Genomic DNA, 15,313 nt, shown 5'->3' on the forward strand with positions numbered 1-15,313 from the left:
CACCGCCTCGGGCACATCGCGGGCAATCGCCTCGATGCAGGCCAGTGCCTGCGGTGTGCGTAAAGTGACTTCAAGCATGCGGATGCCGCCCGCCACCAGCGCACGTGCCAGCGGTACGGCATGCGCCACATCGGTCAGCACCATCACCGGGATCACAGCGGCGTCCTGCATGACCTGCAACGCCGTCAACGACTGGTACTTCTCCATGCTCAGGTCCATGACAAAGCCCCTTCTTCAGCGGCCAGCGCGTTGCGGCGCATGCCTGCAAAAAGTTCCCGACCCATGCCCACGCCATTGCCGGCAAGCAGGCTCACCGGCATCGCGGCCGGCTCCCGCACGCCCCACTCATCGGGCGCCACCCTGACCTCAAGGACACCGCGGATGGCGTCCAGCAGGATCACATCGCCGTCGCGTACTTTGGCCAGTGGTCCGCCAGCCATGGCCTCCGGCGACACATGAATGGCCGCCGGCACCTTGCCTGAGGCGCCGCTCATGCGCCCATCCGTGACCAGCGCGACGCGAAAGCCCTTGCCCTGCAAGACCGCCAGAGGCGGCGTGAGCTTGTGCAGCTCAGGCATGCCATTGGCCTGCGGTCCCTGCCAGCGCACCACGCAGATGACGTCGCGCTCCAGCTCGCCGGCCTGAAAGGCGATGTGCAGGTCTTCCTGCGAGTCGAACACCCGCGCCGGCGCCTCGATGACGTGGCGGTCGTCGGGCACGGCCGATACCTTGATCACGCTGCGCCCCAGGTTGCCTTGCAGCAGCTTGAGGCCGCCGGTGGCACTGAAAGGCGCGCTGGCCGGCCGTACGATGGCCTCGTCTTTCGACGGCCCCATCTCATGCCAGGCCAGCCGGCCGTCCACCATGGCTGGTTCGCGGGTGTATTCGCGGATTCCACCTTCGCGCACCGTGAGCACGTCCTCGTGCATGAAGCCGCCGTCCAGCAGCTCGCGAATGACAAAACCAGTGCCGCCTGCCGCCTGAAACTGGTTCACGTCGGCGCTGCCGTTGGGGTACACATGGGTCAACAGGGGCACGACATCTGACAGGTCGGAAAAGTCGTTCCAGTCGATCAGGATGCCGGCTGAACGCGCGACCGCCACCCAGTGGATGAGGTGGTTGGTAGAGCCGCCGGTGGCCAGCAAGGCCACCATCGCGTTGACGATGGCTTTTTCATCGACGATCCTGCCAATGGGTGAGAAACGTTTCGACGACTTGACAATGCCCAGCACGGTACGCGCTGCTTCACGCGTGAGCTCGTCGCGCAGGTCCCCACCCGGGTTGACGAAGGCGGTGCCGGGCACATGCAGACCCATGGCCTCGAGCAGCATCTGGTTGCTGTTGGCCGTGCCGTAAAACGTACAGGTGCCAGGGCTGTGGTAAGACTTGAGCTCAGCGTCGAGCAGCTCGTCACGACCGACCAGTCCCTGCGCGGCCAGTTCACGCACGCGGGCTTTCTCCTTGTTCGGCAGGCCAGAGGGCATGGGTCCCGCCGGCACAAACACCATGGGCAAGTGGCCAAAATGCAGCGCGCCTATGAGCAGGCCGGGCACGATCTTGTCGCACACGCCCAGCATCAACGCGGCGTCGAACATGTCGTGGCTCAGCGACACAGCGGTGGCCATCGCAATCACGTCACGACTGAACAGGCTGAGCTCCATGCCGGTGGTGCCCTGCGTGACGCCGTCACACATGGCGGGCACGCCACCGGCCACCTGGGCGGTCGCGCCATGCAGGCGCGCCTCCCACCTGATCAGGTCCGGGTAGGGCTGCATCGGCGTGTGCGCCGACAACATGTCGTTGTAGGCGGTGACGATACCGATGTTGGGCGCACGCTGCGTGACCACCTTGAAGCGGTCGTCCAGCGGCATGCCGGCCACCGCGTGCGCGATGTTGCCGCAGCCCATGCGGTCCACGCTGATGGCGCGCGTGGCGGTGGTGTCCAGCCGCTGCAGGTAAGCCTGGCGGCTGGCGCGGCTGCGGTTGCGTACGCGCTCGGTCACATCGGCGATGGTGGGGTGCAGGGTCATGGTTGTCAGATGCTGTGAGGTGGTAAGGCGGAATGCCCGAACAAGCTGGAATCAGATCGGATTGGTAACTTTATTACCGCCTTCATCCTACTGGGTTACCGCGTCTTTGGAAAGTCGCGGGTTACAAACCCGTTACCTCGCAGGGGCAAGCAGCCATGCCGCGTTATTGCAGCGTGATCTCGACCCGGCGCGCCTCGGCATCAGGGCCAGGGCCAGCCAGCGCCGGCCTCTGAAGGCTGATCTGGCGGTCGGGCACACCCGCTGCCCGTAACGCATCTTGCACAACCTGCGCCCGGCGGCGCGCGAGCTCGGCGTTGACAGCGGCGTTGCCCGTTGAATCATGAAAGCCTGCGATCAGCACTTTTTTTCCGCTTCTGGCGGCTTTCACCACGTCCACCAGTGCACCGGCAGCACCCTCCGCCAGATCGGCATCGCCAGACGCAAAATAAAACTTCACCACCCCGTATTCCACCGTGACGCTGGCCGCATCGGAAGTGGCTTGCGCGGAAGGTTCGATGGGGACAGCGGCCACTGCCGCAGGTGCCGGGGCGGCCACGGGGCTTGCGGCGGGTGGCACTGCGGCCACATCCGGCGCAGCATTGACGGACGGACGGTAAAGCGCAGCACCCATAACCAGTGCAATCACCCCGATGACGACAGCCAACACCAGACCCAGCACCCGACCCAGCTGTTCATCATCCGATTGCAAATACATGCAGAAAATCTCCGTGAAACCCGGCTTGTCCCTGGCACTTGCCACCACCGGACAATCAGGCGAAGGCGCTGACGGCGCAGGCTCGTCATTGTAAAGTGTGGCTGTGAATACGCCCCCGCTCTTCCCCCTGCAACCGGTGCGCGATCCGGCCCCGATGCTGGCGCGTTTTCTGCACCAGTGGGGTGGCCGCGATGACCTCTGGATTTTTGGCTATGCGTCGCTGATCTGGCGCCCTGACTTTGACTTTGCCGAGTCGCGGCGTGCCAAGGTGCACGGCTGGCACCGGGCCCTGAAGATGTGGAGCCGCATCAACCGCGGCACCCCGGAGTGCCCCGGCCTGGTGTTTGCGTTGCTCTCGGGCGGTAGCTGCCATGGTGTGGTTTACCGGGTGCCCCGGCATGATGTGCCGGAAATCATGGCAACACTGTGGTTGCGCGAAATGGTCACCGGCGTTTATGACCCGCGCTGGCTGCGCTGTAGCACGGCCAAGGGCAGCGTGCAGGCACTGGCCTTCACGCTGTCAAGGCGCAGCCCCAATTTCACCGGAGAGCTGAGCCTGGCCCGTTACCAGCAGATCTTTGCCGACTCGCGCGGGCGCTATGGCAGCACCCACGACTACGCCCGCCAGACCCTGGAGAGCCTGCAAAGCCATGGCATTTCCGATGCCGCCCTGGACCGCCTGCTCAAACTTGCGCAGCAAGAGCAGGCCAAGCTTGCCAGCGCAAGGCCGCCAGACTAAAGTGCTGGCAGGACATCCTTCCTGTTTCAATCCTGTCCGGAGACACCCATGAAAACCACAATGATTCTTTTGGCTTCAGCCGCTTTGCTGGGCGCCTGCGCCAGCACAACCCCCGCCCCACGCGCCAGCGCGCAACTGCAATCGACCATCGGCAACCCCACCAGCGGCAGCGTGAATTTTGTACAGGCCGGCAACAAGGTAATGGTCAGCGGTGAAGTGCGTGGCCTCAAGCCCAACGCCGAACATGGTTTTCATGTGCATGAAAAAGGCGACTGCTCCAGCGGTGACGGCATGAGCACCGGCGGACACTTCAACCCCACCGGTGCGCCGCATGGCAGCCACGGCAAAGGCACGCATCACGCGGGTGATTTGCCGAGCCTGAAGGCCGATGCCGCCGGGGTCGCCAAATTCAGCTTTGAGTCGAGCATGATCGCCGTGGGCAGCGGCGTAACCAATGTCATTGGAAAGGGCCTGATCGTGCACCGCGACCCCGACGACTACAAAACCCAGCCCACCGGCAACGCCGGACCGCGACTGGCCTGCGCCATGATTTCAAGAAGCTGAAGCGACTGAACGCGCGGCAAGCAGCGCTTCAGCACGTGCCAGGTCATCCACGGTATCGACATCGGTCACGATGCCGATGTCATCCAGCGCGAGGAACGCTACTGAATTGATAGCTTCCTGCGACCGCAGGACGAGGGAAGCACCCTGATTTCCCTTCAAATCCAGCAGCGCCGGCCCGCAGGCAGCGGAGAACCCGACCGGATGGCCACGCGCCCCCTTGTAAAGCGGAACCGCCACCGCATGCTGCAGCAGTGCCCAGGCCACGGCACGCAGCGTCTCGCCGCACACCAGCGGCAAGTCGGCCGGCAGGATCAGCCAGCCTGGCGCGTCGGCCGTGGCCCGCACACCGGCGGCAATCGAGTCGCCCATGCCGGGGCGCGCAGCGTCGGCCTGCACCACATGGTGCGGCAGCCCGCTGGCCAACACGGCATCAAGCACATGCTGCAACACGGGCTTGCCCGCCAGCAGCGCCGCCAGCTTGTGCGTGCTGCCGCCGGAAGCGGCAAAACGCTCGCCGCGCCCGGCGGCCAGCACGATCACCACGGGCAGAGAGGTGGAACAAAGAGTGGGTGAAGACGCGGTCATGGAGGACTACCTATACTTCCAGTATGTCAGAGACCACCACCCACATCGCCGACCTGCGCAAGAGCTACGAGCGCGCCGAACTCAATGAAGAAGCCTCGCATGCCGACCCGCTGCGCCAATTTGACCAGTGGCTGCAAGAGGCCATCAGCGGCCAGTTGCCGGAACCCAACGCCATGACACTGGCCACGGTGGCGGGCAATGGACGCCCCTCCACCCGCGTTGTGTTGGTCAAGGGTTATGACGAGCGCGGCATTGTCTGGTACACCAACTACGACAGCCGCAAGGGCCTTGAGATTGCTGCCAACCCTTTTGCGGCCTTGCAGTTTCACTGGGTGGAGCTAGAGCGCGTGGTGCGCATCGAAGGCGTGGTTGAAAAAGTATCCGATGAAGAAAGTGATGCCTACTTTCACAGTCGGCCACTGGACTCACGCATAGGCGCCTGGGCCAGCCCGCAAAGCGAAGTAATCTCTGGCCGCAGTGTGCTGGTTGCCAATGCCGCCAAGTACGGTGCTAAATTTCTGCTGCAGCCGCCGCGCCCGCCGCACTGGGGTGGCTACCGGTTGGTACCCGACAGCTGGCAGTTCTGGCAAGGCCGCAGGAGCCGGCTGCATGACCGGCTGCGTTATACGCAGCAAACAGAAGGCGGCTGGCTGCGCGAGCGGCTGGCGCCCTGAGCACGCTTCAGGGGGCCCCCGGCTCCAGCCGAGTGACGGCTTGATCCGCAACCGCGTCCAGTTGGGCAGCCGACACCAGCGCAGGGGCAATCTCGGCCAGTGGCACCAGCACAAACGCGCGCTGGCCCATGCGCGGATGCGGTACCGTCAGCCGTGGCGAGTCGATCCGGGCCTGGCCGTATAAAAGCAGGTCCAGATCCAGTGTGCGCGGCGCATCGGGATAAGGGCGTTCACGGCCGGCAGCCTGCTCCAGCGCCTGCAGTTGCTGCAGCAGCTCTGGCGCGGTCAGGGCTGTTTCCAGCGCCACCACGGCATTGATGTAATCCGGCCCCGTCTCAGCGCCGGTCAAGTTGCTGACAAGGGGAGCGGTCCGGTACAGGCTGGAACGCCGCGCCACGCGGCTCAGCGGCAGTTGGCCAAGCGCCTGCATCGCCTGCTGCACCGCGACCTGCGCATCGCCCAGGTTGGCACCGATGGCCACGTAAGCCGTGACCGGTGGTGCGTCATCACTCCGGGGGCCGCCCGCTGGCATGGCGCAGGCTCAGTGGTCGACCGGCGTGTCGGACGGCGGGCTGGCAGACGCCCCACTGCCGTCGCGGTTGGCCGGTTTGCGGCGGCGCCTGCGCTTTTTGGCGGGCGCTGGTTCGCCAAATCCACCCGCTTCGCCATACTCCGGCGTGGGTGCTTGAGCTTGGCCAGCATCAGCGCCGCGCGGTGCGTCCGGCTCGACACGTTTGACACGGGTGCGCGGCTGCTGTGGTTTTTGCGCGTGATCCAGCCGGGCTTGCTCGATCATGTCGTGGCGCTCGTCGTCGTAGGCGGTGCTGAATTTCTCCCACCATTCGGACAATTCGGTGTCGATTTCGCCGGTCTGCGCGCGCAGGCGCAAAAAGTCGAAACCGGCGCGAAAGCGCGGTTGGTCCAGCAGTGAGTAGGGCGAGCTGCCGGTGCGTTTTTCAAACCGCGGCTGCATGGTCCATATCTCGCGCATGTCGGTACCCAGCTTGCCGCGGCCCGACACATCGCCGATTTTTGCGTTGAAGGCATCGTCGATGGCGCCCTGGAGCGCGGGCATGACATGTTCGCCGCGCTGGCGCCGCTGCTCCCAGCCCTGGCGCACGTCGGCCCACAGCACACACGACAGCAGGAAGCTGGGCGCGACCGGTTTGCCTTCGCCGACCCGGCGGTCGGTGTCGAGCAAGGCCAGCTGCAGAAAGGGTTCTTCTGCCGTGTCCACCACCACGTCGAGCAGCGGATAGATACCGGTGTTCAGTCCCAGGTATTTCAGCTGCGCGATGCTGGCCAGCGAGTGGCCGGTCTGCAGCAGCTTGAGCATTTCGTCGAACAGGCGCGACTGCGGCACGTCGGCCAGCAGGCCTTTCATCGACTTCAGCGGCGCAGCCGTCTTGTCCTCAAATTTGAACCCCAGCGCGCTGAGCTTGGCCGAAAAACGCACGGCCCGGATGATACGCACCGGATCTTCGCGATAACGCGTGGCCGGATCGCCAATCATGCGGATGGTCTTTTTCTTCGCGTCGCGGATGCCGTTGTGGTAGTCCACGACGATCTGCGTTTCGGGGTCGTAATACATGGCGTTGATGGTGAAGTCGCGCCGCGCGGCGTCTTCCTCCATCGGACCCCAGACGTTGTCGCGCAGCACACGGCCGGACGCATCGACCGCGTGTTTCATGCCGGCCAGCTCACTCTTGCTGGTGCGCTCGTTGCCACCGACCTGCTCGGCCAGGCTGCTGTCCAGGTGCGCGCGAAAGGTGGAGACCTCGATCACCTCATGCTCGCGGCCACGGCCGTAAATCACATGGACGATACGAAAGCGCCGGCCGATGATGAAAGCGCGGCGAAACAGGCTTTTGACCTGCTCGGGCGTGGCATCGGTGGCCACGTCGAAGTCTTTGGGGCGCAGGCCGACCAGCAGGTCGCGCACAGCGCCGCCAACGATGTAGGCCTCGTAGCCAGCCTGCTTGAGGGTATGCACCACGTCCATCGCGCGGTCATCAACCAGCTTGGGATCAATCGCGTGGTCTTTGGGACCGACTTCCTGGCGCTGACCGAAAATTGATTTTTTGGATCGCTTGGCGCCGGTGGTGGGGCTGTCGGATTTGCCAAACAGCTTGTCGATAAATTTTTTGATCATTGAATCAGGAGATTTTGCCGGCCAGGCCGCGCTTGCAGTACAAGGGCCAGGGTCCTCGGCAGTTAGAACAACTCAAGTATGCGCCATCCTCGCCCGGCGGCGATGGCGCGCAGGCGCTCGTCCGGGTTGGTGGCCACGGGATGGGTGACTTTTTCGAGCAGGGCCAGATCGTTGAGGGAATCGCTGTAAAAAGTGGTTTCGACGGTGTCCCAGTCCCATCCGCGGTCGGCCAGCCACTGCTGCACCCGCACCACCTTGCCCTCGCGGAAGGACGGCGTGCCCTGGATGGCGCCGGTGAGCTGACCGTCGGCGTCGCGCTCCAGCTCCACGGCAATCAGCTCACCCACACCTAAGGCCGCTGCGATAGGTCGCGTCACAAACTCGTTGGTGGCGGTCACGATGACGACCTCATCGCCCGCGTCCTGGTGCCGGCGCACCAGCGCCAGGGCCGAATCCTGTAGGCCTTTTTGCACGATTTCTCTCATGAAACGGGCATGGGCAGCTATCGAATTTATAGCGCCCTGCTCCCGGATCGCCTGTGTAGCGAAGCGCACGTAGGCGTGGATGTCGAGGGTACCGGCCTGGTATTGCGCAAAAAATTCGGTATTGCGGCGCTTGAACTCTTGCCCGTCACACCAGCCCAGTGCAATCGTGAATTCGCCCCATTCATAGTCAGAATCAAAGGGGATCAGCGTATGGTCGAGGTCGAACAAGGCAATCCGGCGTACCCCCACGCCTTTCACTTCGCATGCCGCGCCTGGGTCAGATGTCACGAGTTCTCCAGCATGGACTTGATCAGGGGGATGGTGATGGTGCGCTGGGTCTGCAGCGCATAACCGTCGAGCTGGTCCAGCAGCTGCATCAGGTTGCCCAGGTCGCGCGAGAAGCGGCTCAGGATGAAGTCCATCGCCTCATCGCTCAGGAACACGCCGCGGGCATCGGCCTCCTGGCGCAGCACGGACCGGCGGTCGGTTTCGCTCAAGGCCTGCAGCGCAAACACATGGCCCCAGCCCAGGCGCGTGCGCAGGTCCTCGCGCAGGCTCAGGTCGGCCGGTGGCGAGGCGCCGGCAGCCAGCACCCAGCGCGGGTGGCCGTCGGGGGCATTGAGGGCATTGACAAACCAGTTGAAGGCCGCCTGCTGCTGAACCGCAGTATAGAGGTGGCAGTCGTCGAGGATGACCGCCGCCCAGCTTTCACTGAATTCAGGCGGCTCCAGCACCGTGGCGTCCATCCAGCCGACGGCCGCGCCCTGTTCGCGCAGCGCTTCGCTGACGGCCTTGAGCAAATGGGTCTTGCCGCTACCGGACTCGCCCCAGAGGTAGGTCGGCACCGGCGAGCGCAGGCTATTGCCGGCCCACAGTTCCAGGTGCTTGAGCGCCGCCTCATTCGGGCCGGCAAAAAAGTTGGCCAGCGAGGGCGGCGAAGCCAGGCCGATGTCGAGCGCGATCTGTTTCATGGCTGCCACACGCCGCCCGCCTGCGCCGGCGCCCGGTATCGCGCCGCCCTGCGTTTGGAGCTAGAAGTCAATTGCATACAGCGTGCGTGGGGTGAACCTTTAGAATCTTGCATGGATTCTATCGGGCTTGGTGCCCGCATGAGCGCAGCCTACCCCACCCAAGCATGACCACCTCCTCTCCTTCCCCCCTGAGCTACAAAGATGCCGGCGTTGACATTGACGCAGGCGACGCCCTGGTTGAGCGCATCAAACCCTTGGCCAAAAAAACCATGCGCGAAGGGGTTCTGGCCGGCATTGGCGGCTTCGGCGCCCTGTTTGAGGTGCCCAAGCGTTACAAGGAGCCGGTACTGGTCAGCGGCACCGACGGCGTGGGCACCAAGCTGCGCCTGGCCTTTGAATGGGCCATGCACGACACCGTGGGCATTGACCTGGTCGCCATGAGCGTCAACGACGTGCTGGTGCAGGGCGCCGAACCGCTGTTCTTCCTCGACTACTTTGCCTGCGGCAAGCTCGATGTCGATACCGCAGCCGCTGTGGTCGGCGGCATTGCCAAAGGCTGTGAACTCAGCGGCTGCGCGCTGATAGGCGGCGAAACCGCTGAGATGCCCGGCATGTACCCCGAAGGCGAGTACGACCTGGCCGGTTTTGCTGTCGGCGCGGTGGAAAAGTCAAAGATCCTGACGGGCAAAGACGTCAAGCCCGGCGACGTGGTGCTGGGTCTGGCCAGCAGCGGCGTGCATTCCAACGGCTTCAGCTTGGTGCGCAAATGTATTGAACGCGCCGGCGCCGACCTGCCCTCGACACTCGATGGCCAACCTTTCCGTCATGCCCTGATGGAGCCAACCCGCCTCTATGTCAAGAATGTGCTGGCCGCCCTGGCCGCCCACCCGATCAAGGCGCTGGCCCACATCACCGGCGGCGGCCTGCTGGAAAACATTCCGCGCGTGCTGCCCGAAGGCACGGCCGCTCACCTGAAGAAAGGCAGCTGGCCGCAGACCGAGCTGTTTGCCTGGCTGCAAACAACCGCGGCCATCTCCGACTTCGAGATGAACCGCACCTTCAACAACGGCATTGGCATGGTGGTCGTGATCGACGCCGCCAGCGCCCAGGCCACGGCCAAAACCCTGAGGGACGCCGGCGAGCAGGTGTACGAGATTGGCGTGATTGCCGACAAGGGCGACGGCGCCGCAGTGACCGTTCGCTGAGCCGCCCGCAGGCCCCAACCCAGACTGGCAGAGCCGTCCTCCCCGCCCGGTGTCCAACCTGCCAGTCGCAGCGCCTGCACGCCTTCCGCCCGCCATCTGGGCGCTGGGTTTTGTCAGCCTGCTGATGGACATCTCTTCCGAGATGATCCACAGCCTGCTGCCGGTTTTCATGGTGACGGTGCTGGGCACCAGCATGTGGGCAGTGGGCCTGATTGAGGGGGCAGCCGAGGCCACCGCCCTGATCGTGAAAGTTTTTTCTGGCGTGCTCAGTGACTACTGGCGCAAACGCAAGCCGCTGGCAGTGCTGGGCTACGGCCTGGGTGCCGCCTCCAAACCGCTTTTTGCACTGGCCACCAGCACCGGCATGGTGCTGGCTGCCCGCCTGATCGACCGTGTTGGCAAAGGCATACGCGGCGCACCACGCGATGCGCTGGTGGCCGACCTGGCGCCGCCCGGCATGCGCGGCGCGGCCTTTGGGTTGCGCCAGTCACTCGACACCGTGGGCGCCTTCGTCGGGCCACTGATAGCGATGGGCCTGATGCTGCTCTGGGCGAACGACTTCCGGGCGATTTTCTGGGTCGCCATGGTGCCCGGCTTTATGGCCGTGGCGCTGTTGCTGGTGGGGGTCAAAGAGCCCGCACCGCTGCATGCTGCCAGTGACGCGCCAAGGCGCAACCCGGTCAGCAAGGCCCAGTTGCGGCGCTTGAGCCCGGCCTACCGGCGCGTGGTGCTGATGGGCGCGGTGTTCACGCTGGCGCGTTTTAGCGAGGCTTTTTTGTTGCTGCGCGCCATGGAAGGCGGCTTGCCCATCGCCTACACGCCGCTGGTGCTGATCGGCATGAATGTCGTTTACGCGCTGGGCGCCTACCCCTTCGGAAAACTGTCCGACACGGTGAACCACACCACGCTACTGGCCTGGGGGCTGGTGGTGCTGATCGCCGCCGATCTGCTGCTGGCCTACAGCAACCAATGGCAGTTTGTCTGGGCCGGCGTTGCCCTGTGGGGGCTGCACATGGCCATGACACAGGGCCTGCTGGCCACCATGGTGGCCGAGGCCGCGCCGCCTGATCTGCGCGGCACAGCGTTTGGATTCTTCAACCTTGTCAGCGGTGTGGCCCTGCTGGTGGCCAGCACGCTGGCCGGGGTGTTGTGGGACCAGCTGGGCGCCTCCGCGACGTTTATTGCCGGTGCTGCTTTCAGCCTGGTGGCGCTGGTGCTGCTGTGGCGCTGGCGTGGCTCTCGGGTTTTGCCGTGAGGGACCGTGTGACGTCAGCCTGAGCCGTGGAGCGTGAAAAAAATCGCGCCACCAAGGATCACCCGACCCTGAACCTCCCCCTGTGTTGCTACAAAAAAACGAGCTGCCTGCGCAGATATCCATTGGGCGTACTGGACTTTTACGTCTATTTGTATCAAACTGTTCCATTATTTAGCACGAGGAACAGTCATGCCGGTCATCGCAGTCATCAACCGCAAGGGAGGCAGTGGAAAAAGCACGTTGGCCGCCCACATCGCGGCTTGGTGCGCGCGCAACGGCAGCTCCGTCATGTTGGGCGACGTGGACCGCCAGCAGTCGGCCCGGGCCTGGCTGAAACGGCGCGACGCGGCTCTTCCAGCCATCGCCCCCTGGGCCGTGGACCAGAAAAACATGTTGCGTGTGCCCACAGGCATCACCCACGTCGTGCTCGACACCCCCGGCGGCATGCATGGCTTCGAGCTGGCGCGCGTCGTGATGTTCGCCGACGCCATCGTGATGCCCGTTTGCAGCTCAATGTTTGACCGCGAGTCGGCCCAGGCGTGCCATGCCGAACTGATGACCATGCCACGCGTGGCCAGCGGGCGCTGCCGGCTGGCGGTGGTCGGCATGCGCATCGACGCGCGCACCAATGCCGCCCAGACACTGGACAAGTGGTCGGAGTCGCTGGGCGTGCCGTTTCTCGGTGCGCTGCGCGAAACCCAGCTGTATGTGCGCAGCCTGGAGCGCGGCATGACGATTTTTGATTTGCAGCCCCAGCAGACCGCCGTCGACCTGGCGCAATGGGCGCCGATTTTGCAATGGCTCAAGCCCCAGCTTTACCCGCCGCAGGCAGCCAACGACGGCAGCAGCGTGTTGCGGCCGCCAGCCCGGACGCTGGCGCCCAAAGCCGCAATCTTGCCAAAAACTGCTTCCGAAGAGGTGGTTTCCAGACACCGCGGCTCGCTGCCCAATAGCCTGATGCCGGCCCAGGAGTCCATGGTACAGGGCGGACGCCTGTCCACACTGAGTGCTGGGCGGACGCCGGTACCAGAAAAACCAGTCAGCCCCCCCACCCTGGCGCGCACTACGCGGTCCGCCGATGGACCGCAGATTCCGCAGTTTTTAAGGCGAAGTTAAGAGCCCCCACGCTTGCCACTGCGTGTGCTGCGCTGCCCCCCGAGGGGGCGCTGCGGCTGCGGGCCGGCAAAGCCGGACCCGCGGCTCCTGCTTGTTTCAAAAGCCCCCACGGTCACTCACTGCGTGTAGCTCCCTGCCCCCCGAGGGGGCCGTTGGGCCTGCGGGCCGGCAAAGCCGGACCCGCGGCCCCTGCTTGTGAAGAGAAGTGCTTCGCGCTTTGCCTACTGTATGAGTCGGCTGGAAAGCCGGGTCAGCTTTTCTGGCGGCGCAAGCGGGCCAGGCGGTCGGCGACCACATCCAGATCCAGCGCGTCCTTGGCGTGGTCCAGGTAAATTTCCAGATCGGGCACAGCACGGCCGGCCTCACCCTGCTCGGCCAACGCCAGCCCGCGGTCGCGGTATTCGGCCCAGACCTCCGGCTGCAGCACGATCAGCCTGTCTTGCACGGCAATGAGCCGTGGCCAGTCCTGCTGGGTCTTGTGGATTTCCTTGAGATTGCGCAACATGCGGCCGATGATGTCGCGCGCCGGCACCGACTGCAGATACAGGCCAATAGGCACTTCGAACTCATCCATCAGCCCGCTGCGCTGTCTGAAAGCCTCGAGTCGCTCAGAGAGCTCTTCACGACTCAGCGAGTGGCCGCTGAAGGGGTCGATCACGACCTGACCCTTGGGCAGATTGACTTTGACCATGAAATGGCCGGGAAAGGACACACCGCGGGCGTTGAGCCCCATGCCGCCAGCCAGCTCCAGCCACAGCACTGCCAGGGAGATCGGGATGCCGCGGCGGGTTCTGAGCACCGCGTTCAGGTAACTGTTGTCGGGGTCGTAGTAGTCATTGATGTTGCCGCCGAAATTGAGGTCCCGGAAGAAAAACTGGTTCAGCGCACGCAGGCGCTGCAACGCGGAGGCGTCGGCCGGCAGGCGGCGCTTCAGGCGCGCCAACAACTGGTCCACGTCGCCCAGGACCTGCTGCACATCGAGTTCGGGGTACTCGTCCTGCGCCACACTGATGGCCGCTTCCAGCAGCGGAAAATGCTCGTCGCTCTGCACCAGGCTGGCAAAGTATTGCAGCGGCGACGGAACATCGAGGTTGAGAGACATGGCGCTACTTTCTCACAAAGCTGCAGGCGACGCGAGTGCCCGTTGTTTACCAGTCGTTACGGCAAGTTCAGCGGCGCATCAACTTGCGAACCTTCAGGCCCGAGGCCCAGAGTGCTCCGAAATAAATAGCGAATGAAGCAAGCAGGACAAGAGCTAGCAGCCCAATCCTCTTGAAAGATTCGGCCCGCAGCCCGGTCCAGCTGACGGCCTGCGCGGACCACAGCAAAAATACCGCCAGCAGGGCGCTGGCCGCCAGCACCTGCAGCGCAAACACGCCCCAACCGGGTGCCGCCCGGTAACTGCCGCGCTTGCGCAGCCCCAGCAGCAGCCACAAGGCATTGATCATCGCTCCGATTCCGATGGCCAGCGCCAGCCCTGCGTGCTGGAAAAAAGGCACGAGCGCCAGGTTGAGCAATTGCGTGATCACCAGCACCACCACGGCAATCTTCACGGGCGTGCGAATGTCCTGGCTGGCGTAAAAACCTGGCGCCAGCACCTTGATCGCCACCAGCCCCACGAGGCCGGCGCCGTAACCCATGAGCGCCGTGGTGGTCTGGTACACGTCGCGGTCGGTAAACGCGCCGTAGTGGTACAGCGTGGCCACCAGCGGCTGGGCAAAGGTCAGCAGCGCCACCGCGCTGGGCACCGCCAGCAGCACCACGATGCGCAAGCCCCAGTCCAGCATGGCCGAGTATTTTTCCGCGTCATTGGCGGCTTTGGCCGCGGCGAGCTGCGGCATCAGCACCACGCCGATGGCCACGCCCAGCATGGCCGTCGGGAATTCCATCAGCCGGTCCGCGTAGGTCAGCCAGCTGACACTGCCTGGTGCCAGATGGGAGGCGATCTGGGTGTTGATCAGCAGCGACACCTGCGCGACGCTCACCCCCAGCAGAGCCGGCACCATCAGGCGCGCGATGTTGCGGGTTCCCGGGTCGGCCCAAGCCAGACGAACCGCGCTCGCGCTGAGACCTATTCTTGGCAGCAAACCCATTTTCAGCAGCGCCGGAATCTGGACCGACAGTTGCAGCAAGCCGCCCAGCATGACACCGGCGCCCATGGCGTAAATCGGCTCAATGCCCTGCGTCTTGAACCAGGGCGCGCCCAGCCAGGCCGCGCCTATCATGGACAAGTTCAGCAGCACCGGCGTGGCGGCCGGCAAGGCAAAGCGTTTCCAGGTGTTCAGTATCCCGGCTGACAGCGCCACCAGCGACATGAAGCCGATATAAGGAAACATCCAGCGCGTCATGAACACGGCAGCTTCAAAACCGCGCGGCTCCTGCTTGAGGCCGCTGGCCATCATCCAGACCAGCACCGGCGCGGCCGCGACACCGATCACACAGGTCAACAGCAAGGCCCAGGTCAGCAGGGTCGCCACCCGGTCGATCAGCAGCCTGGTGGCGGCTTCACCGTTTTTGGCATGGCTGGCCGCCAGTACCGGTACAAACGCCTGGCTGAAAGCGCCCTCGGCAAACAGGCGGCGAAACAGGTTGGGGATGCGAAAAGCGACGTTGAAAGCATCGGTCATGGCGCTGGCGCCAAAGGTCGAAGCCATCAGCAGCTCCCGCACCAGGCCGGTGATCCGGGACACCAGGGTCAACAGGGAAACAGTAGAGGCGGCTTTGAAAAGTGACACCGGAGGAGTTTAAGGCCCCTGCAGTCAGGCCTACGGCCATGCGCTTCACATGTTTCGGCAATCTTTTCAAGTAGGGGCTGCGGAACC

At 64.3% G+C, this 15,313-nt stretch carries 15 protein-coding genes and 1 pseudogene; 6 read left to right on the top strand and 10 right to left on the bottom strand.

Translation table 11 applies throughout. The features are described 5' to 3' along the window. The 3 genes and pseudogenes from ACESMT_RS21170 to ACESMT_RS21180 all read right to left on the bottom strand — a co-directional run. Positions 1-219, bottom strand: a pseudogene (locus ACESMT_RS21170) (keto-deoxy-phosphogluconate aldolase); the annotation flags it as partial. Continuing rightward, on the bottom strand, positions 210-2,030 hold the full coding sequence (gene edd / locus ACESMT_RS21175; RefSeq protein WP_372828563.1) for a phosphogluconate dehydratase: 1,821 nt from the start codon (positions 2,028-2,030) through the stop codon (positions 210-212). The pseudogene ACESMT_RS21170 and the gene edd, both read right to left, overlap by 10 nt. Positions 2,031-2,193: 163 nt before the next feature. Continuing rightward, positions 2,194-2,745, bottom strand: a complete 552-nt coding sequence (locus tag ACESMT_RS21180) for an OmpA family protein (protein ID WP_372828564.1) — start codon at positions 2,743-2,745, stop codon at positions 2,194-2,196. Between the two features lie 103 nt (positions 2,746-2,848). Between ACESMT_RS21180 and ACESMT_RS21185 the strand changes: the two genes are divergently transcribed. Together ACESMT_RS21185 and ACESMT_RS21190 are read left to right on the top strand one after the other, a co-directional pair. Then, positions 2,849-3,484 (top strand): gamma-glutamylcyclotransferase, encoded by a 636-nt coding sequence (locus tag ACESMT_RS21185; protein WP_372828565.1) that lies wholly within the window; start codon positions 2,849-2,851, stop codon positions 3,482-3,484. A 48-nt stretch (positions 3,485-3,532) separates the two neighbouring features. Beyond that, the gene (locus tag ACESMT_RS21190; RefSeq protein WP_372828566.1) at positions 3,533-4,048 is read left to right on the top strand and encodes a superoxide dismutase family protein; all 516 of its coding nucleotides are present in this window, start codon (positions 3,533-3,535) and stop codon (positions 4,046-4,048) included. Here the strand turns inward: ACESMT_RS21190 and ACESMT_RS21195 are convergent. Further along, positions 4,037-4,633, bottom strand: a complete 597-nt coding sequence (locus ACESMT_RS21195) for an NTP transferase domain-containing protein (RefSeq protein WP_372828567.1) — start codon at positions 4,631-4,633, stop codon at positions 4,037-4,039. The two genes, ACESMT_RS21190 and ACESMT_RS21195, sit on opposite strands and share 12 nt — an antisense overlap. Positions 4,634-4,656: 23 nt before the next feature. Between ACESMT_RS21195 and pdxH the strand changes: the two genes are divergently transcribed. Further along, positions 4,657-5,307: a pyridoxamine 5'-phosphate oxidase gene (gene pdxH, locus ACESMT_RS21200; RefSeq protein WP_372828568.1), complete on the top strand. Its 651-nt coding sequence runs from the start codon at positions 4,657-4,659 to the stop codon at positions 5,305-5,307. Between the two features lie 7 nt (positions 5,308-5,314). On the opposite strand, the gene folK is transcribed toward pdxH, so the two are convergent. From folK to hda, 4 genes are all read right to left on the bottom strand, one after another. Continuing rightward, positions 5,315-5,839, bottom strand: coding sequence for a 2-amino-4-hydroxy-6-hydroxymethyldihydropteridine diphosphokinase (gene folK / locus ACESMT_RS21205; protein WP_372828569.1), 525 nt, complete (start codon positions 5,837-5,839; stop codon positions 5,315-5,317). Positions 5,840-5,848: 9 nt separating this feature from the next. Continuing rightward, the gene (gene pcnB / locus ACESMT_RS21210; RefSeq protein ID WP_372828570.1) at positions 5,849-7,459 is read right to left on the bottom strand and encodes a polynucleotide adenylyltransferase PcnB; all 1,611 of its coding nucleotides are present in this window, start codon (positions 7,457-7,459) and stop codon (positions 5,849-5,851) included. A gap of 62 nt (positions 7,460-7,521) precedes the next feature. Beyond that, the gene (locus ACESMT_RS21215) at positions 7,522-8,232 is read right to left on the bottom strand and encodes an HAD family hydrolase (RefSeq protein ID WP_372828571.1); all 711 of its coding nucleotides are present in this window, start codon (positions 8,230-8,232) and stop codon (positions 7,522-7,524) included. After that, complete coding sequence (gene hda / locus ACESMT_RS21220; protein ID WP_372828572.1) at positions 8,229-8,915, bottom strand: DnaA regulatory inactivator Hda; 687 nt, start codon at positions 8,913-8,915, stop codon at positions 8,229-8,231. The genes ACESMT_RS21215 and hda overlap by 4 nt, the downstream gene beginning before the upstream one ends. A gap of 164 nt (positions 8,916-9,079) precedes the next feature. Between hda and purM the strand changes: the two genes are divergently transcribed. The 3 genes from purM (at position 9,080) to ACESMT_RS21235 (ending at position 12,491) form a co-directional block, all read left to right on the top strand. Next, positions 9,080-10,120 carry a phosphoribosylformylglycinamidine cyclo-ligase gene (purM, locus tag ACESMT_RS21225; protein WP_372828573.1) on the top strand — a complete coding sequence of 347 codons (1,041 nt, stop codon included), beginning with the start codon at positions 9,080-9,082 and terminating at the stop codon, positions 10,118-10,120. Between the two features lie 49 nt (positions 10,121-10,169). Continuing rightward, complete coding sequence (locus ACESMT_RS21230; RefSeq protein WP_372828574.1) at positions 10,170-11,375, top strand: MFS transporter; 1,206 nt, start codon at positions 10,170-10,172, stop codon at positions 11,373-11,375. Positions 11,376-11,564: 189 nt separating this feature from the next. After that, on the top strand, positions 11,565-12,491 hold the full coding sequence (locus ACESMT_RS21235) for a division plane positioning ATPase MipZ (protein ID WP_372828575.1): 927 nt from the start codon (positions 11,565-11,567) through the stop codon (positions 12,489-12,491). 250 nt (positions 12,492-12,741) lie between these two features. Here ACESMT_RS21235 and ACESMT_RS21240 read toward each other — a convergent pair whose 3' ends face one another. Both ACESMT_RS21240 and murJ read right to left on the bottom strand, forming a co-directional pair. Then, positions 12,742-13,593: a SirB1 family protein gene (locus ACESMT_RS21240; protein WP_372828576.1), complete on the bottom strand. Its 852-nt coding sequence runs from the start codon at positions 13,591-13,593 to the stop codon at positions 12,742-12,744. Positions 13,594-13,660: 67 nt separating this feature from the next. Further along, positions 13,661-15,226: a murein biosynthesis integral membrane protein MurJ gene (gene murJ / locus ACESMT_RS21245; protein WP_372828577.1), complete on the bottom strand. Its 1,566-nt coding sequence runs from the start codon at positions 15,224-15,226 to the stop codon at positions 13,661-13,663. Positions 15,227-15,313 lie beyond the last annotated feature (87 nt).

It is taken from the genome of Polaromonas sp. (assembly GCF_041689105.1).
In the GTDB taxonomy this organism is placed as follows: Bacteria; Pseudomonadota; Gammaproteobacteria; order Burkholderiales; family Burkholderiaceae_C; genus Polaromonas.